The organism is Uliginosibacterium sp. 31-16 (assembly GCF_030730865.1).
Classification (GTDB): domain Bacteria; phylum Pseudomonadota; class Gammaproteobacteria; order Burkholderiales; family Rhodocyclaceae; genus Uliginosibacterium.
In genome coordinates this window covers 41,248-64,599 of the sequence record NZ_JAVALZ010000002.1, presented here as the reverse complement: position 1 = coordinate 64,599, position 23,352 = coordinate 41,248, and the positions used below count along the sequence as shown (strand labels likewise).

Sequence of the window (23,352 nt, the reverse complement as noted above, 5' to 3'; positions counted from 1 at the left end):
TTTACTGATCCGTTCTCAAGTATTGATACAGGGTTTCGCGACTGATTCCGAATTCACGAGCCAGCTTGGTCTTTTGCTCGCCAGCCTCGACACGTTGGCGCAGTTCGGCAATACGCTCAGACGACAGGGATTTCTTCCTGCCACGGTAGGCCCCGCGCTGCTTGGCGAGCGCGATGCCCTCGCGCTGCCGCTCGCGGATCAAGGCGCGTTCGAACTCGGCGAACGCGCCCATTACCGACAGCATCAGGTTCGCCATCGGCGAGTCCTCGCCGGTGAAGGTCAAATGCTCCTTAAGGAACTCGATGCGTACGCCGCGCTGGGTGAGGCCCTGCACCAGGCGGCGCAGGTCGTCGAGGTTGCGCGCCAGACGATCCATGCTGTGCACCACGACCGTGTCGCCTTCGCGCACGAAGGCGAGCAGCCGTTCCAGTTCGGGCCGCCGTGTGTCCTTGCCCGACGCCTTGTCGGTGAACACTTTATCCACCTGGATCTGTTCGAGCTGCCGTTCTGGGTTCTGGTCGAAGCTGCTGACGCGGACGTAACCGATGCGCTGACCGTGCAAGGTATCCTCCTGAGGGAAATGTGTCAGGAAGAAATCTATGACCCTTGACGGCGTATGTCAATCAATTCGGAAGGCAACTCTATTCTGACGATTTAGCGCCGGATGGTCTGACGCCAAGTTAGGGTATGCCTCAATCTGACGGTAGCGAGTCGCAGGCGTTCGGATCGGCATCGGTTTCGTTCCCTGTCTTGGCACGCGCTTCGAAGCGTTGATAACACTCCAACCCGCAGAAGTGCTCGACGTATTCCGCGCCTTCCGGGGTGAAGGCGGCATCGAGCGGGATTTCCTTGCAGCACACGCAGCAACTGGTGGTGGTCGAGTCACTTGCATTCATGGTGGCACCCCTCCATTGACTGACGAAGACGGCGAATGCCGCCGCCGGCATTGGCTTCGCGAACAGGAAGCCTTGTCCTGTGTCGCAGTCCGCTTGTCGCAATAGATCAAGACTCGCCGATGTTTCCACGCCTTCAGCCACCACATCCATGCCCAGCCCGTGCGCAAGCTGAATCACGGTGTGCACGATGGTTTGGTCGCGGCGGTCGTTGGCGAGCCCGGCGACAAACGATTGGTCGATCTTGAGCGTGCTGATTGGGCAGCACTTCAGATGTTGCAGACAGGAATACCCCGTCCCGAAGTCATCGGCGGCGAAGCGCACACCGATCTGCCGCAAGGCGTCCAGGGCGGGGAAGATCGCCGGATCACCAAACGCGACCGATTCGGTCAGCTCGATTTCGAGATACTCGGCGGGCAACTCGGCATCAGCCAGCACGCCCTTTACCCACCCGTCGAAGTCCGGTCCCACTTGGCTCGCCGAAACATTGACGGCCAGCCGGAACGGTCGCCATGCCAGCATTCGCCAGTCACGCATCTGGCGGCAGGCTTCGCCCAGCACCCAAGCGCCGATTTCAGGCATCAGGCCGGACGATTCGACCACGGGCAGGAACTGGCCCGGTGGCAATAGTCCAAGCGTCGGATGACGCCAGCGCAACAGGGCTTCCGCGCCGACAATCCCACCACTGCGCAGATCGACGACGGGCTGGTAGTGCAGTTCAAGCTGCCCGCGCTCGACCGCTTGGGCCAGTTCCGGCGTCGTCCATCCATCCGGCCGGAAAGCGCTCATTCTCTTTCCCTGAATGCCCGCAACGCCCGCGACAGGGACAGAAGGAACAGGCCGGTCAAACCGAGCGCCGCGATGACCCAATGCTCGCCGAGGAAAGCACCGGCGGTTGTGCCGGCCAGCACGACAGCGAGGATGGGCAGGTGGCAGGGGCAAGTCAGCACAGCCAGTCCGCCCCACAGGTAGCCGGTGATCGGTTTGTGCGTCTCGGACGGCAAGCGCTCGGGGTTGTTCATGGCAGACTCTCCGCGTGCTGTGCCGGCTCGGTCGGCAGGGTGGCCAACTGCACTTCCAGATCGGCCAACGCTTCGCGCCGACGCTCGACGAACTGACGCAGCAGGGCAAGCTGCGCGGCCGCTTCGTCGCCGTCCGCCGCATCCAGCGCCCGGCACAGCCGCGCCAGCGCGTCGAGGCCGATGCCCGCCTCGAAGGCCGCCCGCACGAAGCACAGCCGTTGCAAGGCGGCGTCATCGAACAAGCCGTAGCCGCCTGGTGTGCACGCCACCGGGCGCAGCAATCCGCGCAGCAGGTAGTCGCGCACGATATGCACGCTCACCCCGGCATCAAGAGCCAGCCGGGACACCGTGTAGGCGTTCATTGAACACCTCCTTTTTCTCACCCGGCGCAGCAGGAAAGCTGCTTCACATCCTTGTTGAAGGTCTGCGCCGCGAGCTTCAACCCCTCAACCATCGTCAGGTAGGGGAACAACTGGTCGGCCAGTTCCTGCACCGTCATGCGGTTGCGAATGGCCAGAGCCGCCGTCTGGATCAGTTCACCCGCTTCCGGCGCGACCGCCTGTACGCCGATCAGCCGATGGCTGCCTTCCTCGATAACCAACTTGATGAAGCCGCGTGTGTCGAAGTTGGCGAGCGCACGCGGCACGTTGTCCAAGGTCAAGGTGCGGCTGTCGGTCTCGATCCCGTCGTGGTGGGCTTCCGCCTCGCTGTAGCCCACGGTCGCCACTTGCGGATCGGTGAACACCACGGCCGGCATTGCGGTCAGGTCGAGCGCCGCATCGCCGCCGGTCATGTTGATCGCGGCACGGGTGCCGGCCGCTGCCGCCACATAGACGAACTGCGGCTGGTCGGTGCAGTCGCCGGCCGCGTAGATGTTCGGGTTGCTCGTGCGCATGCCTTGGTCGATGACGATGGCACCTTGCGCATTGACAGTGACCCCCGCTGCGTCCAGCGCGAGGCTGCGCGTGTTCGGTGTCCGACCGGTGGCAACCAGCAGTTTGTCGGCGCGCAATTCACCGTGCGTGGTGGTCAGCACGAATTCACCGTCCATATGGGCGACCTGGCTGGCTTGCGTGTGCTCCAGCACCTCGATGCCCTCGGCACGGAAAGCGGCTGTCACCGCCTCGCCGATGGCCGGGTCTTCACGGAAGAACAAGGTATTGCGCGCCAGGACCGTGACCTTGCTGCCCAGCCGGGCAAAGGCTTGCGCCAGCTCCAGCGCCACCACCGACGAGCCGATTACGGCAAGGCGTTCGGGAATGGTGTCGCTCGCCAGGGCCTCGGTGGAAGTCCAGTAGGGTGACTCTTTCAAGCCCGGAATCGGCGGGACCGCCGGGCTGGCACCCGTGGCGACCAGGCAGCGGTCGAACATCACGACGCGCTCGCCACCCTCGTTCAAACGGACGGTAAGGCTCTGGTCGTCCTTGAAGCGCGCCTCACCGTGCACAACGGTGATGGCCGGATTACCGCCCAGGATGCCTTCGTACTTGGCGTGCCGCAGTTCGTCGACGCGGGCCTGCTGCTGGGCCAGCAGCTTACTGCGGTCAATCGTAGGCACAGTTGCCGCAATACCGCCATCGAACGGGCTTTCCCGGCGCAGATGGGCGATGTGGGCGGCGCGGATCATGATCTTGGACGGCACACAGCCGACATTGACGCAGGTGCCGCCGATGGTGCCGCGCTCGATCAGCGTGACCTGCGCGCCTTGCTCGACGGCCTTCAGCGCCGCCGCCATCGCGGCTCCACCGCTGCCAATGACCGCTACCTGCACCGGGGGCTCGTTGCCACTGTGCTTTTCGGCGGCGGCCATCCATCCCCGCACCTTGTCGAGCAGTCCGACGCGGTTGTCCGCCAGTGGCGCATCGGCTAGCGTTGCCTTGTAGCCCAGTCCGGCCACGGCGGCAGTCAGCGCGTCCGGCGATGTGCCCGGCACGATGGCGAGTTGCGCTGTGCCCTTCGGATAGGACACCAGCGCCGACTGCACGCCTGGCACTTTTTCCAGCGCTTCCTTGACGTGCGCCGCGCACGAGTCGCAAGTCATGCCGGTGATTTTTAGATGGGTCATGCAACAGATCCTTTATCGTTTGTGGCGCCAGACAATGACGTCCGTTGTGCTGCGGTGCCGTTTTCAGTGACTCACTGCTTGACGCTGGACGGATAGCCCGCGTCTGCGGTTGCCTTGGTCAGCTTCTGCACGCTGGTCTTGGCATCGTCGAAGGTGACGACCGCTTGGCGTGTCTCGAAAGTCACGTCAACTTTGCTGACGCCTTCGACCTTGGAAATCGCCTTCTTGACAGTGATCGGGCAGGCGGAGCAGGTCATGCCCGGTACGGACAGCGTGACGGTCTGGGTGGCGGCCCAGACGGGGGCAACAACGGCGGCGAGGGCGAGGGAGGCAAACAGTTTCTTCATGGTGAACTCCGATCAGTAGAAAAATGGCATGACGTAGGGAAATCCGAGCGCGACCAGAACCAGCGCGGCCACGATCCAGAAAATGAGCTTGTAAGTAGCTCGCACTTGGGGAATCGCGCAGACCTCACCCGGTTTGCAGGCCGCTGCCTGCCGGTAGATGCGCCGCCAGGCGAAGAACAACGCCACCAGCGCCACGCCGATAAAGATGGGGCGATAGGGTTCCAACACCGCCAAGTTGCCGATCCAAGCGCCGCTGAACCCCAAGGCGATCAGAACCAACGGCCCGAGGCAGCAAGCCGAGGCGAGGATGGCGGCAAGCCCTCCAGTGAAGAGCGCGCCGCGCCCGGTTTTTGGTTCAGACATGCGCTTGTCCTTTCGAATTGAAATTGGATAGCGTAACCTTACTTCCGTACTCATGTACGGAGTCAAGCGATATGGAAAACAATTTGGAGAACCTGACCATTGGCGTTTTCGCCAAGGCGGCCGGGGTCAATGTGGAGACCATCCGTTTCTATCAGCGCAAGGGCTTGTTGCTGGAGCCTGACAAGCCCTATGGCAGCATCCGCCGCTATGGCGAGGCGGATGTAACGCGGGTGCGCTTCGTGAAATCAGCCCAGCGGCTGGGCTTCAGCCTGGATGAGATCGCCGAGCTGCTGCGGCTGGAGGATGGCACCCATTGCGAGGAAGCCAGCAGTCTGGCCGAGCACAAGCTCAAGGACGTGCGCGAGAAAATGGCTGACCTGGCGCGCATGGAGGCCGTGCTGTCTGAGTTGGTGTGCGCCTGCCATGCGCGAAGGGGGAACGTTTCCTGCCCGCTGATCGCGTCACTACAGGGTGGAGCAAGCTTGGCAGGTTCGGCTATGCCTTAGCGTGCTTTATTTTCCGTTTTCTGAGACGACCCCTTCAAGGTCTTACGTACCAACGGAGTCTTAGTCGGATCAGCAAATCCCTGATCCTGATGCCAATGTGACAAGGCCGCCAGACGGTGGCGTAACGTGGCAATGGACAGCTGTTCGGCATGCTGGGCCAAATAACGGGCAACACCATCGGCGCTCGCGGGTAAAAAGCCACCCCATTCGATTTCAAAATGACGGAGCGCAGAAGCGTAGCTACGGCGCGTATTACTACGCGTTGCGGCTTGCACATACACGTCAACGTCGCTCATGGTTCCCCTTGTTCAAACAGGAATTTGTATAGTCGCAGCATGGATCAATGGCGTCATTTTCGCACGCAAACCAGACGTGTTTCGTTCATGCCGCTGCAACGAGAGTCAGGCCCGCAGCAGCCGGAGCCCGTTTGCAACAACCAATAAGCTCGCCCCAACATCGGCAAACACCGCCATCCACATGGTGCCGGTGCCCGCCAGGGTGAGGACGAGAAACACTGCCTTGATGCCCAGCGCCAGCACGATGTTCTGCACAAGCAAGTTGTGGGTGTGGCGTGACAGGCGCACGAAGCGTGGCAGCTTGCGCAGATCGTCGTCCATGAGCGCGACGTCGGCCGTCTCTATGGCTGTGCCGGTTCCTGCTGCCCCCATTGCAAAACCGATATCTGCTCTGGCCAGTGCGGGGGCATCATTGATGCCGTCGCCGACCATGCCGACGGCTGCGCCTTGTGCCAGGCGTTCTTCGATCAGGCGGAGTTTGTCTTCCGGTAGCAGGTCGCCACGGGCTTCGTCGATGCCGACTTGCTGCGCGATGGCGCGCGCCGTGTGGGCGTTGTCGCCGGTCAGCATCAGGGTCTTGATGCCCAGAGCGTGGAGTTCCGTGATGGCCTGACGGCTGCTGTCCTTGACGGTATCGGCAACGGCGAAGAGTCCATGCACGCGCTGCTCGTCCGCCAGCAGGATGACGGTTTTACCTTGCTCTTCCAGAGCGCCCAGGCGGGCTTCCAGCTCATTGGAGCACAGGCCTCGCTCATGAATCAGGCGATGGTTGCCCAGACAATACCGTTTGCCATCGATCAGGCCTTGCGTGCCACGCCCCGGCAAAGCTTCAAACCCTTCGACTTCCATGAGCGGAATGCCGTCCCGTCCGGCCGCTTCGCTGAGCGCGCGGGATACAGGGTGGTCCGAGCGCGCAGCCAGGCTCGCGGCCAAGCTGCGTATCGTGGTGGCCTCAAAATCATTCAGGGCAGCAAAATCAGTCTGCGCGGGTTTTCCGTGCGTGAGGGTGCCGGTCTTGTCCAGCGCCAGCCAGGCGAGCTTGCGTCCTTCTTCCAGATACACGCCACCCTTGACGAGGATGCCATGGCGCGCAGCGGCGGCCAGGCCGCTGACGATGGTGACGGGGGTCGAGATCACCAGCGCACAAGGGCAGGCAATCACCAGCAGCACGAGGGCCTTGTAGATCCACGCGAACCACTCACCGCCGAAGAACAATGGCGGCGCAATCGCCACCCCCAGCGCGATGGCAAACACGATGGGCGTGTAAACGCGGGCGAACTGGTCAACGAAACGCTGCGTCGGTGCGCGCGCACCTTGTGCGGCCTCGATGGCGTGGATGATGCGCGCCAGCGTGCTGTCGTTCGCCACAGCGGTGACGCGGTACTCGAAGGAGCCTGATTCGTTGATGGTGCCAGCGAAGACCTGATCGCCTTCTGCCTTTTCCACCGGCAAGCTCTCGCCAGTAATCGGTGCCTGGTTGATAGCCGAGCGTCCGCTGACGATGCGCCCATCGAGCGCGATACGTTCGCCGGGTTTGACGCGCACCCGCGCATCGAGCGAGACAGTTTTGGCTTCAGCCGTAAGCCAGCTTCCGTCTCCCTGCTGCACCATTGCCTGTTCGGGAGCCAGTTGCATCAGCCCGGCAATCGCATTGCGGGCGCGATCCAGAGACTTGGCTTCAATCAGCTCGGCAATCGTGAACAGCACCATCACCATTGCCGCCTCCGGCCACTGCCCCAGCAGCAGCGCGCCGGTCACGGCGATGCTCATCAGTGCGTTGATGTTGAGATTGCCGTTGCGAACGGCGATCCAGCCTTTCTTGTAGGTGGTGATGCCACAGGCCAGCACGGCAACAAGCGCCAGTGATGCTGCAACCCATCCAGGAAGGCCAACCCATTGCACGGCTTCGGATGCCAGCGCAGCGAACCCGGCCAGCATCAGAGGCCACCACGGTTTGGCGGGCTCTGCTGCAGGTTCGGCTGTAACCGAAGCTTCGTCAGCCAACTCTGGCGTGAATCCCAGCGAGCGGATAGCAGCGAGAATGTCATCCAGCGTTGCCGGTGTGTGTGTAACCGTCAGGACACGCTGCATCAGATTGAATTCCATGCCAGACACCCCGGCCATGCCGCCCAGCTTCTTGCGTAGCAGGCCCTCTTCGGTTGGGCAATCCATCTGCATGATCCGGATGGCTGTCTGCAGCCCTGTCGCACTGGTGACAGACTGAGGCAAAGTCATCATTGCGTCGCCTCGACCGGAAGAACAGCTCCCACTACCGCAACAGGATATTTCCTGTTCGACCGGCGCGCAGCAACTCTTGGCGGCAGGTTCGGCGTGATCGTGATCATGGCTGCAGCCGTTGGCGTGATGGTGTTCGTGATCTGAATGCTTGTCGGTGGCGGACATAACTCACTCCTGATGGGGGTTAAATATATTCAACACCCTGAAGCAACTACAGAGTCAACAGGTATTAAAACAGGCGTGGCGCCATTACAAATGCGCCACGCCCGAGTGCTGCTTTACTCCGCTTTGCGTGGAATCATGGGCTCGGCACACTGCTTGATATTTGCGTACACGAGATCATCCACTTTGAAATCGGCCTTGTCTGCTTTCTCCTTCTGATCGGTTTTGTCCGACAACAGCATGAGCTGAGTGCGCAGTCGCCCACCCCCTTGATAACTCACGACCGCAACGGGCGTCTTCTTGTCTGCCTTATCGGCCTGGGGGCAGGTATAACTTGTGCTCTCCAGTCGTTCAAGTGAGCCGACAGCCCGAACGCGTGCCTTGCGCCAGCCGTCTTCGTGGCGGTACTTGCCCTCGTAAGGGGCGATGGAGCAGGCGCTGAGCAGTGCTAGTGACAAAGCTGCGATGAGGCTTAAGGTCAAGTTACGGGTTTTCATGTTCATTCTCCTTTTCAATCAATACGCACCGCCGAAGCGATATCCACGACATAAATCCAGCCCGCTTGCCGGCTGCCGGTATGGGCGGCTTGCCGAATGACGGCCACCAGCGCATCGACGTGTGCGTCTTCGCACAGCATTTCGAGCTTGTACTCATTGATGACTTCCTCACCCAAAACCATCGAGTAGTGGCGTTCGCTGGAGTCGAGCGCCAGCAACGAACCCTTCACGACGTAAGCAGTGAGGTTGTGGCGGCAGGCGCCATCGTCGCCGCCAAAAGCCTCGGACTCCTTCAGTGCCTGAATGACCGCAGCAACGCGGTTTGCATGCACATAGGCTTTGATCTCCTTCATAGGTCTTCTCCTTCTGAGTTGTTTTCAAGTGCGAGCTTGCGTGCGGCGCGTGTTTCAGCCCACTCATACATAAGTGGCAACAACAACAGCGTCAGCAAAGTAGAGGTGATGAGGCCACCGACGACGACGGTCGCCAACGGCCGCTGCGTTTCAGCACCGACGCCAGTTGAGATCAGCATCGGCACCAGGCCCAGAATGGCGACCGAAGCGGTCATCAGCACGGGACGCAAGCGCAGTGCTGCCCCCTCAAGTACAGCTTCTCGTATAGATCGCCCCTGTCGCTGTAAGTCATTCAGGAAAGTGATCATCACGATGCCGTTAAGCATCGCCACACCAAACACTGCGATGAAGCCAATGGCTGAAGGAACGGACAGGTACTGCCCGCTGATGAATAGCGCAACAATCCCTCCGATGATGGCGAATGGCACATTGGCGATGATCAGGGTGGCGTGCCTAACAGAGTTGAACGCGGTGTATAGCAGGATGAAAATCAGGCCGATGGTTAGCGGCACAATCACGGCAAGACGAGCCATGGCGCGTTGTTGATTCTCGAATGCACCGCCCCATTCCACCCAGTAGCCTGGTGGCAGCTGGACCTGCGCCTTGATTGCTGCGGCAGCATCTTTTACGAAGCTGTCGACGTCCCGTCCTTTTACGTCCATTTGCAATACGGCATAACGTTGTAATTGTTCGCGACGAATGAAAGAGTAGCCTTCCTCTATCGTGATCTTCGCGACTTGCGAAAACGGGATTTGCGCTCCCTCGCTGGTCGTTATTGGAATGGCGCCGATGGCATCGGGGTTGTTTCGGAACTCATCAGCCAAGCGTACGGCGATGTCGAAGCGCTTCGTTCCGTCTATGAGTGTCGACACTGAGCTGCCGCCAATACCCGACTGCACGACCTCAAGGATGTCTTCGGCATTAATGCCATAGCGTGCCGCAGACTCCCGGTCTACTTTGATAACCAGCTGTGGTTTGCCGATGTTTGCTTCGGCAGAAAGGTCAGCAACTCCGGGCACCTTGTCGAGCACACCTTTCAATTGTGCAGACAGCCTGTCCAGGGTCGCGAGATCTTCACCGTAGAGCTTGAGTGCCAGCGTTGCTCGAACTCCCGATATCAACTCTTCCACGCGAGACTGAATGGGTTGGGTCGGGGTAAAGACAGCGGTGGGCACAACTTTTTCAAGCACTTCTTGCATCTCGCTGGCAAGCTCAGGATAGGTGATCTTCTTTGCCCACTCGGACCGGGGCTTCAGGTCGAGAAGCACCTCCATGTAGTTCACATCTGTCGTCTCGCCTCCCTCGGCGCGGCCGATTGTGGCCAGCACCGAATTGACCTGAGGAAACTGCTTGCGTAGCGTGGCATCCATGAGGTTAGAGACCCGGACCGACTCTGCAAGAGAAGTCGATGGAATGCCGGTTACGCGGAACATGACGGTACCTTCCTGTAACTGCGGCATGAACTCGGTGCCTAGCAGGGGGAACAACGCCAGCGAGACGGCGAGCGAAACGACTGCCATAGAAATCACCAGCGCCTTGCGGGGCAAAGCCCAGTCGAGCAACGGTAGATAAACCCGTTTGGCATGTCGGATGAGGAAAGTGTCGCGCTCTTCCTTTGGCTTAAGGATAAGTGAAGCTAGAACCGGAACCAGCGTCAGTGATAACAGGAGAGATCCTGCCATCGCAAAAGTGATGGTCAGCGCCATCGGCTTGAACAGTTTTCCTTCCAGTCCAGTGAGCGAAAACAAAGGCAAGAAAACAACGATAATGATAAGAATCGCGAACGCGATCGGATTAGCGACCTCGCAAGCAGCGTGCAGGATGATGTTCGTGCGATGGATCGGCCGGCCTGATTCTCTCGCATGAGACAAAAGGCGAAAGGCGTTCTCCACCATCACGACCGCACCGTCCACCATCATGCCGGTGCCGATTGCCAAACCGGCCAGCGACATCAAGTTGGCCGACAAGCCAAACTGTTGCATCAACATGAATGCAATAAGCATAGCCAAGGGCAGTGTGATAACGACGACAATGGCCGAGCGGATTTCACCGAGAAACAGAAAGAGGATGATAGCGACCAGTATCGATCCTTCAATCAGCGCACTTTCCGCAGTCTTCAGCGCTTTGGCGACGATATCCGTGCGGTCATAGACCGGCTTGAGCGTGACTCCTTCTGGAAGGGCCGCTTGTGCAATCGAAAGCTTTGTCTTGACAGCGTCAACCACGTTCTTCGCATTTTCGCCAACTCGGGCTAAGGCCATGCCAAGCACGGCTTCGCTGCCATTGCGCGTTACGGCGCCGAAGCGGAATGCAGGAGCTTCCTTCACCTCAGCCACGTCACGCACGTAAATCGGCGAACCCTTGCGTTCCGCCACAACAATCAAGCCTATATCTGCGGTATTTGTGACGAGACCGAGGCCTCGTACAAGGTACTGTTCAGCGCCCAAATCAATGGACTGGCCTCCCACCTGGCGGTTATTGGCTGTCAGCGATTCCATGACTTGCTTGAATGTCAGGCCATATTTGATAAGTTTGCGTGGATCAATTTGCACTTGATACTGTTTTTGATCCCCCCCCCACGAGATGACATCGTCAGCACCCGCTGCTGTGCGCACAATCAAGCGCACTGACCAGTCATGCAAGGTGCGTAGATCCATCGCGGAAAGCTTTTTGTCGGCGGACTCGACTGTGTACCAAAACACTTGGCCCAAACCTGAACTGTTAGGGCCAAGTACCGGCTCGCCGTAGCCTTGAGGAAGTCGTGCCTTGGCTTCCTGAAGCTTTTCACCGACAAGACGGCGGGCGAAATATATGTCAACGTTATCCTTGAAGTTGATGCCGACATACGACAGACCAAAAAGCGAAACTGATCGGACTGCCTCAACGCCTGGCAAACCTGCCATGGCGCCCTCAATAGGCGTGGTCAGTAATCTTTCAACATCCTCTGCAGCAAGGCCGGGGGACTCGGTATAGATATTCACCTGAATCGGCGTGACGTCCGGGAAGGCATCTACCGGCACCTGCCGGAACGCCTGAATCCCTAGGCCGATCACTACCGCGAAAACTACGAGCACCAGCACTTTGTAGCGCAGGGCCGCATCAACAATTGCATTTAGCATGTTATATATCCCTTATTCGCTGCTGATCTGTGACTTGAGCATGCGTGCCTTGAGCTCGTAGCTGCCCGCTATCACGACTGAATCGCCTGCGACTAGCCCCGATTTGATGACGGTGCGCCCGCCCAGTTTCTGTCCTGCCTCTACGGCCTTGGGCTCGAAGCCGCCATGCTCGGATACGAACACCGTCGGCTGCCCTTGCAGCAGAACAATCGCCTCATCTGGCACGATCAGGGCTTGACCTGACTTGGCTCCAGTTTCGATCATCGCGGTGGCGAACATCTCGGGCTTCAGGCGCCCATCTTTGTTATCGATTTCGATGCGCGCCTGAACCGTGCGGGTTTCCTTATCGAGCACGCTGGCGATGTAGGTCACTTGACCCTGAAATTTTTCGCCCGGATACGCCGTCACTGTCACGCTCGCCTTGTTGCTCGTGCGAACCTTTGCCAACATCGCTTCAGTCAAGTTCGCTTCGATCCACAGCTTCGAGAGATCCGCCACCGTAAATAGAGCGTCACTGGGCGTTGCCAACTCACCCAGCGTAGCTTTCTTCTCGATGACAGTTCCGCTAAACGGAGCCGTCAACGAAAAGATCGAAGCTGTGTTCGCGTCCCCCGATTTTGGGGCCGCTCCAAGCAAGCGCAGCTTGCCTTCCGCTGCGCGCAACTCTGCCGAGGCTTTTTCGAAATCGGCCTTCGCACGCAAGAAATCCTTTTGCGAAATAATTTCGTCGGCACTCAGGGCTTCGGCACGTTTGAAGTCAGCTTGCGCGACACGGTGTGAACTCTGTGCTTGCATCCAGACCGCCTGCGCTTCACCCAGTGCGATGCTGTCGAGCGTGGCTAGCGCCTGGCCTGCGCTGACTTGTTGTCCCAGACTGGCGGTAACACCAACCAGTCGCCCTTCAACACGGGGGGCGACTCTGGCAATACGATCCTGATTGGGCCGAATCGTTGCTGTCACGGTGAGGGTTTCGCCCAGATCCTCTGGCTGGATCTTGGCAATGTGCAGCCCTGCGCGTTTGGCTTCGTCCTCGGAGAGTTTGAGTCCGCCTTCCTGGTGTTCGGAGGACGCCTCAGCGGTTGCCTTGCTTGACTCAGCAGGCGCAGCCTCATTTTTGTTGCAGGCACTCAGCGCCAGCACGCATGCGCCGAGCATGAGCAAGCGCCCAAGTGCGGGGCTTGTGGCAATGTTTTGCGAGGATTGGGGTTTCATGTTTTTCATGATGATGGGTCTCATGGCTGCACGCCCGCAGCCTGTTCCAGGGCGGTACGGGTGATGATGTAGTCGGATTGCGCATCCAGCAGGTCGCGGCGCGCATCGAGGGTTTGACGGGTGACGACAATCATTTCAAGCAAGCCAATTTCACCTGCTCTTTGCGATTTGCCGGCGAGATCCTGATTGCTTTCCAGCGCAGGCAATACTGTGCCTTGCAGGCGCTTTACCCGCGCCTCCACACTTTGCAGCTTTACCCACAGCCCTCGAACCTGAGCAGCGCTATCGCGTACAGCGGCCTGTTGTTCGATTTGCGCCTGGGTCAGGTCGCTGGAGGCTTGGCCAATCCCCGTTGCGTTGCGCCGAAACAGCGGCAGGGGCAGTGATACCGAAAGCATGGTGACTTTTTCCCGGGCATCCATTGCGCCCTCGCGGGCGACGCCCAAGCCAACTGTCAGGTCAGGATAAACACTGGCTCGCTGGAGTTTCAAACGGGCACTGGCTGTATCCACGCGCGCGGACAAGGCGCGTAAGCGCGGTTGTGAAGGAAGCTGCTCAAGTAGTTGGCCCAAGGTGAAAGGCATGGCTTTCATTGCCAACTCGCCAAGCGCTTCCGGCACACTGCTAGAGGGTAGTTGCAGACTGGCCGCCAGATCATCGCGCGCGCTTGAGAGTTCTTCTCGCACTTGTGCCAGTTGGTTGCGCGCTCTTTCAGCTTCGACCAGTGCTACATTGGCATCCAGACGCGTGTCCTCGCCTGCGGCTCTGCGTTTCTGCATGGCATTGGCTGTACTCTCAAACAAGCTCAGGGCCTGTGCTTCGATTTCCAGCCTTTTTTGCAGTGCCAACACTTTGAAGAAGCGTTGTGAAACGTCGGCTCGCGTTTGGCGCTGGGCTTCATCTATTTCTGCCTGGATCGCATTCAAGGCGGCATCAGCAGCATCACGACGATAAGTACCCTGGCCGGCAATTTCAAAAGTCTGTGAGAGATTTGCCCCCCATTCTTTCTGGCGGTCTGAGGGTGACTCGGCAGAGGGGATCTGGCGTCTGGCGCGCTCCAGCGATAGTGTGGGGTTGTTGTAAAGCAGAGCCCCTGCATCGGTTCGCTCCCCCTGCGCGGCGTCCAGCAAGGCGCGCTTGCTGCGCAGAGCCGGGTTGGCTTTTTCAGCAAGATCCCAAGCCTGAAGCTCTGTCAGTCGAACGGTTAGTGTGTCGGGAGCATGGACTCCCACTGAGCTATTGCTGGCCTGTATGAGTGGCGATTGCGCCAATACGGGCGTAACAAATAACGCGCCTGTTGCCAGTGCGCAAGACAAAATGAGTCGCATCGAACATTCCTTACATGTTGAAAAATCAAGCGAGGTAATGTCCGGCGGAATGTGCCGTGTTGGGAACTACGGGAAAGAATGGAGGGCACCCGCCGGACTAGCCGACGGAACGCCAATTGGGCTTGTCAGGCCCATCGTGGAAAAGAGATTGCAACTCAAGAGAAGTTGGAAAATCAGGTAAAAAAACGGGAGGGGATATTGTCAAAGAGGAGTCCAGCCAAACCACATCAGCAAGATGCTGATGGCAGGAGTCACAATCCTGATGCTTGGCCGTTGGCAACAGACCATCCGAAGACTGGTCACTTGTAGCGCGGTGCTGATGGGAGTGATGCCCCAAGTGCTTTGCTGTACTACCTGTTTCATGCTCGCAATACGCACTGGCCAACACCCAAGACGATTGGAATGGCACGCATAGCAAGAGGAAAATGAACAACAGGCGGCGCATAAGTTGCAATATTAAAACGTCTACTTTTAGTGGCTCTGAGAAATGAGAACCGTCATTTCTGACGGTTCTCACCTGAATGATTATTAAATAATCAAAGTAATGAAGTACCCATCACGGATGATCAAGTGTTGCCAGTCTCATTAACTCGATAAAGCCCGGCACGAACCACTTTTCCATCGCTGCCAAAATCCACGTCGTACCGCATGCCGGAATCGAGGTCTGTCTGATAGGCCCAAGTGCTAGCGCCACTCAACCATATCGGTGCGGCGGCAGGTTTTCCCAGGATTTTCTCCACGTCAGCTTTTGTCATTCCAGATCTGATGTCAGGAAGTTTTTGTGCCTTTACAACCTGATGTGCTGCCTGGCTTTGCGCAAAAAGAGAGGGGCTGGCCGCAACCAAACCGAGAGCCAGAAAACCACTGAAAGCAATCTGTGAGATTTTTGCAAACTTCATATTGAATAACTCCTGAACAATTCATTATTAAATTAAGGCGCTGGAGTATCTCTCAGCTAGGCCTTGAGTGTGGTTTTTCAAGAAGTGTCCTTGCTTGATTGAAACTTGCCTCAGACACTCTTGAAATAATTTCAAAATAAACATGCGTATCCAGAGAGTTGACGCCACAACTAATTCAGTATGCGGCCACTTGCTGGATCAAGGCTGGCAAGCCATTTAGGTCGCTCAGGGCCGGACTGAAAGGCGGACTCAGGTTCATGAGGAAAAAATTTCACCATGCCCGAGAGCCGATTGTTTGAAGCCAAATCCGATTCAGGAAAAAGTACGCCTGTCAAATGAGAGTGGCATGCCTCACAGTCCTGATGATTCAGACTTTGTGAAGACTTCTCTGTAGAAGGATCATTGGCGTCACGATGTTCATGAGTATGGTGGCCAAGGTGTTGGGCGACACGTCCCGTTTCGTGCTTGCAATAGGCACTGACCGCAGCCCAAGACGACTGGAGCGGCAGGCACAACAAGAGGAAGATAAACAACAACCGGAGCATGAGGCGAATTCAGAATGAAGGTTGTAAATCGGACTAACCGCAAGCACGGACTGTATGCGTCACATTTAAAACCCTGAAGCTGCTACAGAGTCAACCCTGTCTTTGTTAAAAAAATCGGACAAGAGGTCTAGGATCGCATCCTAATAAGCTTTTGTTACGCACATAACGCGCCACTAATAGGCCGCGCCAATTTCTTCGCGTAGCTGAGATCTCAAGCCCTCCTGACCAAAATTGCGCAATGGTTTGCCGTTGATGAAGAAAGTGGGCGTCTGGCGCACGTTGAGTGCCGCGATGTCTGCGGCGTCTTGCTGCAGTCGCGCGACAATTTCCGGGCGCTCCATGTCGCGTCGCGCACGTTCAATGTCCAGACCTGTAGCCGCGAGGACGCCCCACACTTTTTGCGGCTGCGGGCGCCCATGCTCCGCCCACACCGGCTGCGCGTCGAGTGTCGCTTCCAGCGCTTTCTGGTAGACATCCTGACCTTGCAGACGGGCCGCTTCAAGGATCTTGACCACGTAGTCGGAGCCGTCATGAAAGGCCGCGTAACGCAAGGTTAAACGCACCTTGCCAGCGTGCTGAACGATCAGCTTTTTCACTTCGGGATAAAAGGCCCGGCAGGCTTCGCAGGCGGGGTCGAAGAACTCCGTGATCTCGACCTTTGCAGCAGGGGTCCCCATTGAAGGGGAGTTTGCTCGTTTGAAAGGCGAGTCGACTGATTGCACCGCCTGTGTGACTTCAGAATTCTGACGAGAGGTGTAGACATAAGCGCCCGCGATAAACGCGACGACCAGGGCTACTGCCGCACCTGCGACGATAAGAGGCTGTTTCATTTTTTGATGCCTTTCCGCACTGCCCACAGCAGCGCAATGATGAGAGTAAAAGCGAAGAGGGATAACAAAGGAATAGTGACGAAACTGAACAGCTCCAGTTTCACGTCAGCACACGAGAGACCTTGCGTGCAGGGCTGCAAACTCTTGGGGATAAAGCCGATGTAGAGCAGGCAGTGATAAAGCGCGAAGCCCCAGCCGGTGACAGCGAGCGGCAAGGCATACCGCACGCTGCGTGGGTCAAATGGCAGCAGGCCGACACCGAGAACAAAAACCAGCGGGAACATGAAGATGCGTTGATACCAGCACAGCACACAGGGTGTTCGCTGCATCACTTCGCTGAAAAACAGGGCGCCCAGGGTTGCCACACTGGCCATCAGCCAGGCAGCGAACAGCAGGTTCCAGTGAAAGGGTTTGGAGATGGGTTCCACCTCATCGGCAGTGCTCATGATTGCTCCATTTTGTTCAGGAAGGCGCGCTCGGCAATCGCGTTGGATGACAGCGCTTCCATGGCGTGCTTGATATCTGCAGAGAGTGGCAGACCGAGGCCGTGCTCAATCAGCTCAACTAGCCGCGCATGGTTGCGCAACATCGCGCGCACGTAGCTTTGCTCGTTATCCGGAGCAATGGCCAGCTGACGTACCGGCGGGACTTGCTCGGGGATACGTTTGCCTAATTGCTGCAGGCGCGAACGACTTTTCTTGAGCTCTTTGTCTGCAAACTTCCGCAGTGCCGGGCTGCGCCCCTGAAACTGCTCCGAAGTGGTGATGGCATGCTGCAAGGTCAGCGCGACGGCCTTGATCAGATCAGCTTCCGCACGTAAGGACACCGGCTCCTCAAGCACGTCACGTGCCGCGCTCAGTGGCATGCTGGCCAACAGGCAAAGGCTGACGAAAAACCAGGAAAGTTGTCTGCTCATGCAGCCTCCCCGCCACGGTCTTGTCCAAACCGGCTCTGGCGCCAGATCCCCAGCAGCATCGCCAGCACGCCGATGTTGATCGCAATGTCGGCAAAGTTGAACGCGGGCCAGTGCATGCCTTGCCAGTGAAAGTCGAGAAAATCCGTCACCGCGCCACGAAAAACACGATCCACGACATTGCCCAGCGCTCCGCCAATGATCATGGCGTAAGCGAAACATTCCATGCGACTCGTTTGACCTTGCCGGATCTCACGCGCCATCCAGACGCTCACCGCGATGCCCAGCACCGAAAACGCATAGCGTTGCCAGCCTCCTGCATCGGCAAGAAAGCTGAACGCCGCTCCGGTGTTGAGTACATGAACGAGATTGAAGAACTCGGTCAGCGCGATGCGGTCGCCCAGCAACAGGCCGGATGAGACCCATGCCTTGCTGCCCTGGTCGGCCACCAATATCGCCGCCGCCAGCACAAACCACGGCCATGTCGTGCGCGGCATGGCCGCAAACGCCTGTATCAGATTTTCTTTACGGTTCATTCCCACCCCTTGCACGCGAATGGCGTGCAGATGAATGCAGATCTTCCAGCACCATGCTGGAAGCTGCCTTTTCAAATGGGCGCTACGGGAATTGTCCGCGCGCCCGCTCAGGCGAGCGCGTACCAGTTAGGCCGTTCAGGCCGCGCGGTAGGAGAAAGGAGGCTGGGGAAGTGCGCGAACGCGATGGGCGGTAGGTCTGCTGTCGCAAAGCCCAGCACATACAAGCCGGACAATGCCAAGGAGTGGCCGGCATGGCAGGGCGAGCAATCTCCGTCGTGAGAGACGGAGTTCTTGCCATCAGGACTGGATGAATCCGACGCTTGCTTCAGCAGACAGTCGTCGGCGCAGTGCGCGCCATTGCTTGTCACCTCGGACTGACAATAGATATCCACTGCCGCCCAGACGGACTGGAGCGGCAACAACATCACGAAGAGGATCAGCAGAAAGCGCTTCATCGGGGGCGGAGCCTAACAGAAAAATCTGACACGCATCAACTTGCGCGCGGCGCGAAATAAATTAACCCCGCACCGACCAGAACCAAGGCGCAGCCCGCTAAATCCCAGCGATCCGGCACGATGCCGTCGACCCGCCACAGCCATATCAGGGACACCACCACATATACGCCACCATAGGCGGCATAAACGCGTCCAGCAGGGTGAGGGTGCAGGGTCAGCAGCCAGGCGAACAGGGCCAAGCAGGCTGCAGCGGGAAACAGCCACCATGCTGACACTGATTTCTTGAGCCACAGGTAGGGCAGATAGCAGCCGAAAATTTCGGCAACGGCGGTCAGAGCATAAAGCGCGAAAGTTTGTAGTGTTGTCATGGTGAGAATGCTTTGGCTGGTCAGCGGGCGGCCGCTGAATGAACGTCAATGATTTGCAGCAACACAGCACAACACGTTACTCAGCCTAGATGTGTATGCCGCTCATGCCGGGCCTCTGTCTCCATTGCAGCCAGGCCCTGCAAGATGCCACAGGTATCAACGGCTTGCTCTCCTGCGCAACGCTGGCGCAAGGCGCTGAGCTGTTCCTTGAGCTGCGCCAACTCGCGAATACGCTCATCCACATGGACGATGTGCTGGTCAAATACGGCATTGACCGCACCGCATCCCTCAGCAGGCCGGTCTGCCAGCGCCAGCAGGTTGCGGATTTCATCGTGGCTCATGTCCAGCGCTCGGCAATTGCGGATAAAGCGCAGGCGTTCGATGTGCGCAGCTCCATACAGCCGAAAATTGCCCGCCGTGCGTGCGGGTGCAGCCAGCAAGCCTTCTCGCTCGTAGTAGCGCACGGTCTCGACCGTGCATTGCGCAAGCTGCGCCAGTTTGCCGATTTTCATACCGATCTCCAGAGAACACTTTTCTCTATAGTAACTTCAGGTTGTACCTATGTCCCTAGCAACGACTCACCTAACTGAGATGAGATGTCGCGTACTGCAAAATGACTTTTTGCGAAACAAATGAGATATTACGCGTGATAACTCCCTATTATCGATCTTTATATTTACCCATGATTTAGACTTGTCTTGACTCCTTGTTAGTATGTACTAGCATGGTACGTATATAGTACGAAATAAACAGCAAGGGATCAGTGCAATGGCTAGAAGCGGGCTATACAAGTCAGAGGTGAAGAAAGCGCGTGACGCACTGATCGTTCAAGGGAAATACCCCTCAATCGATGCAGTACGGGCTGAGCTGGGAACAGGCTCCAAAACCACCATCCATCGATACCTGAAGGAGCTGGAAGAGGAGGAAGGGGGCGGCGTCGGCGGAGGAATCGCGATTAGCGAAGCCCTGCAAGATCTCGTGGGAAGGCTGTCAGCACGGCTGAACGAGGAAGCGGATGCCCGTATCGCCGAGGCTCGTGCAACATGGGATGGTCAGCGTCAGCAACAAGCGAGCGAGATAGAAAAACTCCAGCAAGAACTTGGCGCCACAAAGGCTCGATTGGCGAAAACCGCCCAGTTACTTGCCGATGAGCGCGAAGCCCACGCGAAGTCTGGCCAGCTGTTGACTGCCGCGCGCATGGAAGGCGAAAGGCTGACGCAGCAAGTCCAAGACATGGCGGAGCGCCTGCGCGACAACGAAGCACACAGGCAATCCCTCGAAGAGAAGCACCAACATGCTCGCACAGCCTTGGAGCACTACCGGGAATCCATCAAAGAGCAGCGCGATCAGGATCAGCGGCGCCACGAACAACAGGTTCAGCAAATTCAGGCCGAACTTCGGGCGAACAATCAATCACTGTCGGCGAAGCAGGGCGAAATCACAAAGCTCTACGGCGAACTAGCCAAAACCACAGCCGAACTGGCCGCAGCCACAAAATCTCTGCATCAAGCCGAAAACCAGTTGCATCGAGCTGAGAAGCTAACGGACGAACTTCGTCAGGCTATTTCAGAGCGTGAACATGCCGTAGCCACGCTGACAGAGCGCGCTGACCAGGCCGCTACTGCCAAGCAACAGCTTCACGAGGCGCTGGGACAGCGTGATGAGCAATTGCGGCAGCTGGACATCGAGCGAGCTCAGCTTCTGGCCATTCGAGACGGACAGGACACTTTACTTGCCGGGTTGCGCACGCAATTGGCCGAGTTACAGCAATTCAAGAACGAGTCGTGACGTTGCATGAGAGTTCATATGCGTAACCAGAGCTAAGTAACAACATAAATAAAAACAGATGGTTACGGATTTAAAGTCCTAATTTTTGCTTCACCCCGATCACACCACAGGTTCGCCGGCAGCGAGGTCCCTCGCCATCGGCCGAACGGCCACCTCAGCGCAAAAGGCCACTGCGCTGAAGCGCCGCCGCGAAAGCCAGGGCAGGCGACGACTCAAGATCGTCGGTGATCTCCCTTAGTGTCTGGTTCAGGTGGTGTGACAAGCAGGGCAGCAGTACTTGCAGCCATTGATCCGCGCATTCCCGTACTTGGCCTTGGCGAGTGCCACGGCGCCGGCACAGCTCGGATGTTCTCCGAGATCGATCTGGTTTTCCAAAGCCGGCATGTAATTGCAACTGGTCGTTTTGTTGTGGACTTCGTTGTCACCATTCGGCTGCTGCTTCTGGTTCAAGATGAATTTGGGCATTTGCTCCTCCGATGTATGTGGCGTGAGCTGGGTCGTTACAGACGAAGCGCCTGTGTGGACTACAGCCGTTGGCCAGCATAGGCAGCAATTTAGGGCGCAAGAACCCGGACAAGAGGGCGGGTTTGCGATGGGTCAAGATCACCAAGTCGCCACGCAGTGGCGACTCGCGAGCCTCGGTTTTCTATTCATCGCAGCAACACCACAGCCCAAACCACGCTCAACAAATCAGATACTTAGGGTGGTGTATGGTGGAATTCCGGCTTCATCCCGGTCATACCCCTCTATCGCACACCCAGTGCCTTATCTGGCGCGACACGCGCAAGGCTTGCCCGTAGCGCGTGGCCGCGCCAGCGGCCGGCAGGACGGCGAAGCCGGCCCTAGATTAATACTAAGGACACAACTCAACCAATCAGCCCCGCGTGCCCATCCCGTGGGGCTTCCCGGTTGGTGTCAGGGTCTTTAAACTCCGGTTTTTCTCCGTTTGGGGGTGGGTCGTGGATCTCGTCTTGGCGTGGTTTGCTGTAGCCCTCGGTCTTTTTCTGATCCTTCTTGCCGTTTGGCTCTCTCGAAGATCTTCGCCCGCCGTTTTGCCTTCGGGTTTGCCGTCGCCGGACACGTCCTCTGATTTTCGTGCCTTGACGGTCGCCTTGCTGGGCGACGTAGAACAGGCTGAGCGTCTTGTGGCTCATGAATTGGACCGTGACGCGTCGTTGTCCCGATCCGTGGCTGTAGAGCGCGCTTTATGGCGTCTGGAGCATGACAGGGCGCGTGACTGGTGACGGTGCTGCCTCAATCCATGCTGGATAGGGCGTGGCGGCTGGCTCACGCTGAGTTTGCGAGCTGCTGGCGTCTTCGTGGGTATTACTGGCGACTCAGGGCGTCTAGGTGGCCTCGTCAGCGGCGCATGTGGTATCGCCGTGTCCAGGGCGAAAAAAAACGCCTGCAGGCTGCAGGCGTCGATTTTGAGGGTTTGCGTTTGTACTGTCGCTGGCTCTCAAACCCCAAGGATGAGGGCAGGTTGTCGAAGCTTGGCCAGTATCTCGCGCAGGGCCGCCTTGATCTTCGATAGCGCCTTACGCAACTTGACATAATAAAAATTATGGTTGATTGTGCGGATAGACTGCATGACTTTTCCCCCTCAAAAATGGTTTTGTTTCCAGAGTTCCCGGCTATAACGCTTGGCCTGCTGGTTGCATGGCTTCGCGCCGTACCGAAGATCGAGCCCGAATCCCCACGATTCGGGTACTACTGCCGCTACTGGAATGTGCCTTGGAAAATCCAGAGACGCACCGACAGTCGCAACATGCCACCCGAGGTACTCACTTGCACCGTCACCGATGCCGACCTAAGTACCGCGCTTGATTCACTTACTCACTGCGGCCTGTTTCCAGACCTTGCACACGAACCAGAGCAAGGCGATCTGTTCGCCGCGCCCACAGCCACGCCGGCAACGGCGCGACCAGACATTACGCCCAAAACACCGTTTGAGCCCACCATGGCATGAAATATCGCGCCACGACAAAAACCACCGGGGCCGCCCACCTGGCGGCCGCAAGCCGCTGCACGTTTTCCGGCGCCACGACCCGGCGCAATTGCTTGACCACCAGCCCGACAAAAAACCAGACGAGCCACAGAATCGAAAAATGGAAAAGAGCCCATGGCACCAAGAACACCAACGTGACCATTGCCAACGATACGCCGCCGCCAGCACCAAACAAAGCCCCCGCCAATTCAATCATGGCGATCGAGAAAATAGCCACCAGCGCAACCGGCCAAAGCGGCTTTTCCTTGCGCTTCCAGCCCCAAAACGCGACCGATGCAGCGGCCAGCAGGTACAGCGCATCAAAGATCCAGTCAGCCATGACCAATTCCTCCAAGTCGCGAGTGTAGATGATGCGTCATTCAAAAAACAAAAAAACCACAGCTAAACGCGCGTGAATTTATTCTTTGGGGCTTTTTTTGATTTCAGATGATGCGTCATCTGAAACCGGAATTTTCGAGAGCCCTACCAGCTGCGTAACTATCTGATGTCCCGGGCGTGGGGGCACTTGAAACGTTGAGGGCGCGGAATTAACTCTCGCAGCTTGAGTAGCTCCTACGCATATGAACTCTCACGACCTTACAGACTTCGGAATGGCGAACACAAACTGCA

Annotated in this window: 27 protein-coding genes; 2 read left to right on the top strand and 25 right to left on the bottom strand. The window is 57.8% G+C overall.

The window, feature by feature from the left end; translation table 11 throughout:
• Nucleotide 1: 1 nt before the first annotated feature.
• From Q9Q94_RS08110 to merT, 7 genes are all read right to left on the bottom strand, one after another.
• Nucleotides 2-562 (bottom strand): recombinase family protein, encoded by a 561-nt coding sequence (locus tag Q9Q94_RS08110; RefSeq protein ID WP_003124096.1) that lies wholly within the window; start codon nucleotides 560-562, stop codon nucleotides 2-4.
• A 130-nt stretch (nucleotides 563-692) separates the two neighbouring features.
• Nucleotides 693-1,682, bottom strand: a complete 990-nt coding sequence (locus Q9Q94_RS08100) for a DUF3330 domain-containing protein (RefSeq protein WP_003132006.1) — start codon at nucleotides 1,680-1,682, stop codon at nucleotides 693-695.
• Nucleotides 1,679-1,915 (bottom strand): broad-spectrum mercury transporter MerE, encoded by a 237-nt coding sequence (merE, locus tag Q9Q94_RS08095; protein WP_003132004.1) that lies wholly within the window; start codon nucleotides 1,913-1,915, stop codon nucleotides 1,679-1,681. Before merE ends, Q9Q94_RS08100 begins: the two co-directional genes overlap by 4 nt.
• On the bottom strand, nucleotides 1,912-2,277 hold the full coding sequence (gene merD / locus Q9Q94_RS08090; protein ID WP_000995360.1) for a mercury resistance co-regulator MerD: 366 nt from the start codon (nucleotides 2,275-2,277) through the stop codon (nucleotides 1,912-1,914). The genes merE and merD overlap by 4 nt, the downstream gene beginning before the upstream one ends.
• A gap of 17 nt (nucleotides 2,278-2,294) precedes the next feature.
• On the bottom strand, nucleotides 2,295-3,980 hold the full coding sequence (gene merA / locus Q9Q94_RS08085) for a mercury(II) reductase (protein ID WP_003156770.1): 1,686 nt from the start codon (nucleotides 3,978-3,980) through the stop codon (nucleotides 2,295-2,297).
• A gap of 71 nt (nucleotides 3,981-4,051) precedes the next feature.
• Nucleotides 4,052-4,327 carry a mercury resistance system periplasmic binding protein MerP gene (merP, locus tag Q9Q94_RS08080; protein WP_003131987.1) on the bottom strand — a complete coding sequence of 92 codons (276 nt, stop codon included), beginning with the start codon at nucleotides 4,325-4,327 and terminating at the stop codon, nucleotides 4,052-4,054.
• A gap of 12 nt (nucleotides 4,328-4,339) precedes the next feature.
• The gene (gene merT, locus Q9Q94_RS08075) at nucleotides 4,340-4,690 is read right to left on the bottom strand and encodes a mercuric ion transporter MerT (RefSeq protein ID WP_003131974.1); all 351 of its coding nucleotides are present in this window, start codon (nucleotides 4,688-4,690) and stop codon (nucleotides 4,340-4,342) included.
• Nucleotides 4,691-4,761: 71 nt separating this feature from the next.
• Here merT and Q9Q94_RS08070 point away from each other — a divergent pair, with 71 nt between their 5' ends.
• Complete coding sequence (locus Q9Q94_RS08070) at nucleotides 4,762-5,196, top strand: mercury resistance transcriptional regulator MerR (RefSeq protein ID WP_003131969.1); 435 nt, start codon at nucleotides 4,762-4,764, stop codon at nucleotides 5,194-5,196.
• On the opposite strand, the gene Q9Q94_RS08065 is transcribed toward Q9Q94_RS08070, so the two are convergent.
• The 15 genes from Q9Q94_RS08065 to cadR all read right to left on the bottom strand — a co-directional run bounded on the left by Q9Q94_RS08065 (nucleotide 5,193) and on the right by cadR (nucleotide 19,459).
• The gene (locus Q9Q94_RS08065; protein WP_305979555.1) at nucleotides 5,193-5,492 is read right to left on the bottom strand and encodes a hypothetical protein; all 300 of its coding nucleotides are present in this window, start codon (nucleotides 5,490-5,492) and stop codon (nucleotides 5,193-5,195) included. The two genes, Q9Q94_RS08070 and Q9Q94_RS08065, sit on opposite strands and share 4 nt — an antisense overlap.
• A 105-nt stretch (nucleotides 5,493-5,597) precedes the next feature.
• Nucleotides 5,598-7,895, bottom strand: coding sequence for a heavy metal translocating P-type ATPase (locus Q9Q94_RS08060; RefSeq protein WP_371929832.1), 2,298 nt, complete (start codon nucleotides 7,893-7,895; stop codon nucleotides 5,598-5,600).
• 113 nt (nucleotides 7,896-8,008) lie between these two features.
• Nucleotides 8,009-8,389, bottom strand: coding sequence for a hypothetical protein (locus tag Q9Q94_RS08055; protein ID WP_305979553.1), 381 nt, complete (start codon nucleotides 8,387-8,389; stop codon nucleotides 8,009-8,011).
• 14 nt (nucleotides 8,390-8,403) lie between these two features.
• Nucleotides 8,404-8,742 carry a P-II family nitrogen regulator gene (locus tag Q9Q94_RS08050; RefSeq protein ID WP_305979552.1) on the bottom strand — a complete coding sequence of 113 codons (339 nt, stop codon included), beginning with the start codon at nucleotides 8,740-8,742 and terminating at the stop codon, nucleotides 8,404-8,406.
• Complete coding sequence (locus Q9Q94_RS08045) at nucleotides 8,739-11,861, bottom strand: efflux RND transporter permease subunit (RefSeq protein ID WP_305979551.1); 3,123 nt, start codon at nucleotides 11,859-11,861, stop codon at nucleotides 8,739-8,741. The genes Q9Q94_RS08050 and Q9Q94_RS08045 overlap by 4 nt, the downstream gene beginning before the upstream one ends.
• A 12-nt stretch (nucleotides 11,862-11,873) precedes the next feature.
• Nucleotides 11,874-13,097, bottom strand: coding sequence for an efflux RND transporter periplasmic adaptor subunit (locus Q9Q94_RS08040; RefSeq protein ID WP_305979550.1), 1,224 nt, complete (start codon nucleotides 13,095-13,097; stop codon nucleotides 11,874-11,876).
• Nucleotides 13,094-14,401 carry a TolC family protein gene (locus tag Q9Q94_RS08035; RefSeq protein ID WP_305979549.1) on the bottom strand — a complete coding sequence of 436 codons (1,308 nt, stop codon included), beginning with the start codon at nucleotides 14,399-14,401 and terminating at the stop codon, nucleotides 13,094-13,096. The genes Q9Q94_RS08040 and Q9Q94_RS08035 overlap by 4 nt, the downstream gene beginning before the upstream one ends.
• 566 nt (nucleotides 14,402-14,967) lie before the next feature.
• Nucleotides 14,968-15,300, bottom strand: coding sequence for an outer membrane protein assembly factor BamE (gene bamE / locus Q9Q94_RS08030; protein ID WP_305979548.1), 333 nt, complete (start codon nucleotides 15,298-15,300; stop codon nucleotides 14,968-14,970).
• A 718-nt stretch (nucleotides 15,301-16,018) separates the two neighbouring features.
• Nucleotides 16,019-16,675, bottom strand: coding sequence for a thioredoxin domain-containing protein (locus Q9Q94_RS08025; protein WP_305979547.1), 657 nt, complete (start codon nucleotides 16,673-16,675; stop codon nucleotides 16,019-16,021).
• Nucleotides 16,672-17,121: a disulfide bond formation protein B gene (locus tag Q9Q94_RS08020; RefSeq protein WP_305979546.1), complete on the bottom strand. Its 450-nt coding sequence runs from the start codon at nucleotides 17,119-17,121 to the stop codon at nucleotides 16,672-16,674. The genes Q9Q94_RS08025 and Q9Q94_RS08020 overlap by 4 nt, the downstream gene beginning before the upstream one ends.
• Entirely contained in the window at nucleotides 17,118-17,591 is a 474-nt protein-coding gene (locus Q9Q94_RS08015) for a hypothetical protein (RefSeq protein ID WP_305979545.1), read from the bottom strand. The genes Q9Q94_RS08020 and Q9Q94_RS08015 overlap by 4 nt, the downstream gene beginning before the upstream one ends.
• Nucleotides 17,588-18,124, bottom strand: coding sequence for a signal peptidase II (gene lspA / locus Q9Q94_RS08010; protein WP_305979544.1), 537 nt, complete (start codon nucleotides 18,122-18,124; stop codon nucleotides 17,588-17,590). The genes Q9Q94_RS08015 and lspA overlap by 4 nt, the downstream gene beginning before the upstream one ends.
• A gap of 107 nt (nucleotides 18,125-18,231) precedes the next feature.
• Nucleotides 18,232-18,579 carry a hypothetical protein gene (locus tag Q9Q94_RS08005; RefSeq protein ID WP_305979543.1) on the bottom strand — a complete coding sequence of 116 codons (348 nt, stop codon included), beginning with the start codon at nucleotides 18,577-18,579 and terminating at the stop codon, nucleotides 18,232-18,234.
• 35 nt (nucleotides 18,580-18,614) lie between these two features.
• Nucleotides 18,615-18,947, bottom strand: coding sequence for a YnfA family protein (locus Q9Q94_RS08000; RefSeq protein ID WP_305979542.1), 333 nt, complete (start codon nucleotides 18,945-18,947; stop codon nucleotides 18,615-18,617).
• Between the two features lie 80 nt (nucleotides 18,948-19,027).
• Nucleotides 19,028-19,459: a Cd(II)/Pb(II)-responsive transcriptional regulator gene (gene cadR, locus Q9Q94_RS07995; RefSeq protein WP_305979541.1), complete on the bottom strand. Its 432-nt coding sequence runs from the start codon at nucleotides 19,457-19,459 to the stop codon at nucleotides 19,028-19,030.
• A 286-nt stretch (nucleotides 19,460-19,745) separates the two neighbouring features.
• Between cadR and Q9Q94_RS07990 the strand changes: the two genes are divergently transcribed.
• Nucleotides 19,746-20,735, top strand: a complete 990-nt coding sequence (locus Q9Q94_RS07990) for a DNA-binding protein (RefSeq protein WP_305979540.1) — start codon at nucleotides 19,746-19,748, stop codon at nucleotides 20,733-20,735.
• Between the two features lie 246 nt (nucleotides 20,736-20,981).
• On the opposite strand, the gene Q9Q94_RS07985 is transcribed toward Q9Q94_RS07990, so the two are convergent.
• From Q9Q94_RS07985 to Q9Q94_RS07975, 3 genes are all read right to left on the bottom strand, one after another.
• Nucleotides 20,982-21,200, bottom strand: coding sequence for a hypothetical protein (locus Q9Q94_RS07985; protein WP_305979539.1), 219 nt, complete (start codon nucleotides 21,198-21,200; stop codon nucleotides 20,982-20,984).
• 401 nt (nucleotides 21,201-21,601) lie between these two features.
• Entirely contained in the window at nucleotides 21,602-21,889 is a 288-nt protein-coding gene (locus Q9Q94_RS07980; protein ID WP_305979538.1) for a hypothetical protein, read from the bottom strand.
• Between the two features lie 777 nt (nucleotides 21,890-22,666).
• Complete coding sequence (locus tag Q9Q94_RS07975; RefSeq protein ID WP_305979537.1) at nucleotides 22,667-23,062, bottom strand: hypothetical protein; 396 nt, start codon at nucleotides 23,060-23,062, stop codon at nucleotides 22,667-22,669.
• Nucleotides 23,063-23,352 lie beyond the last annotated feature (290 nt).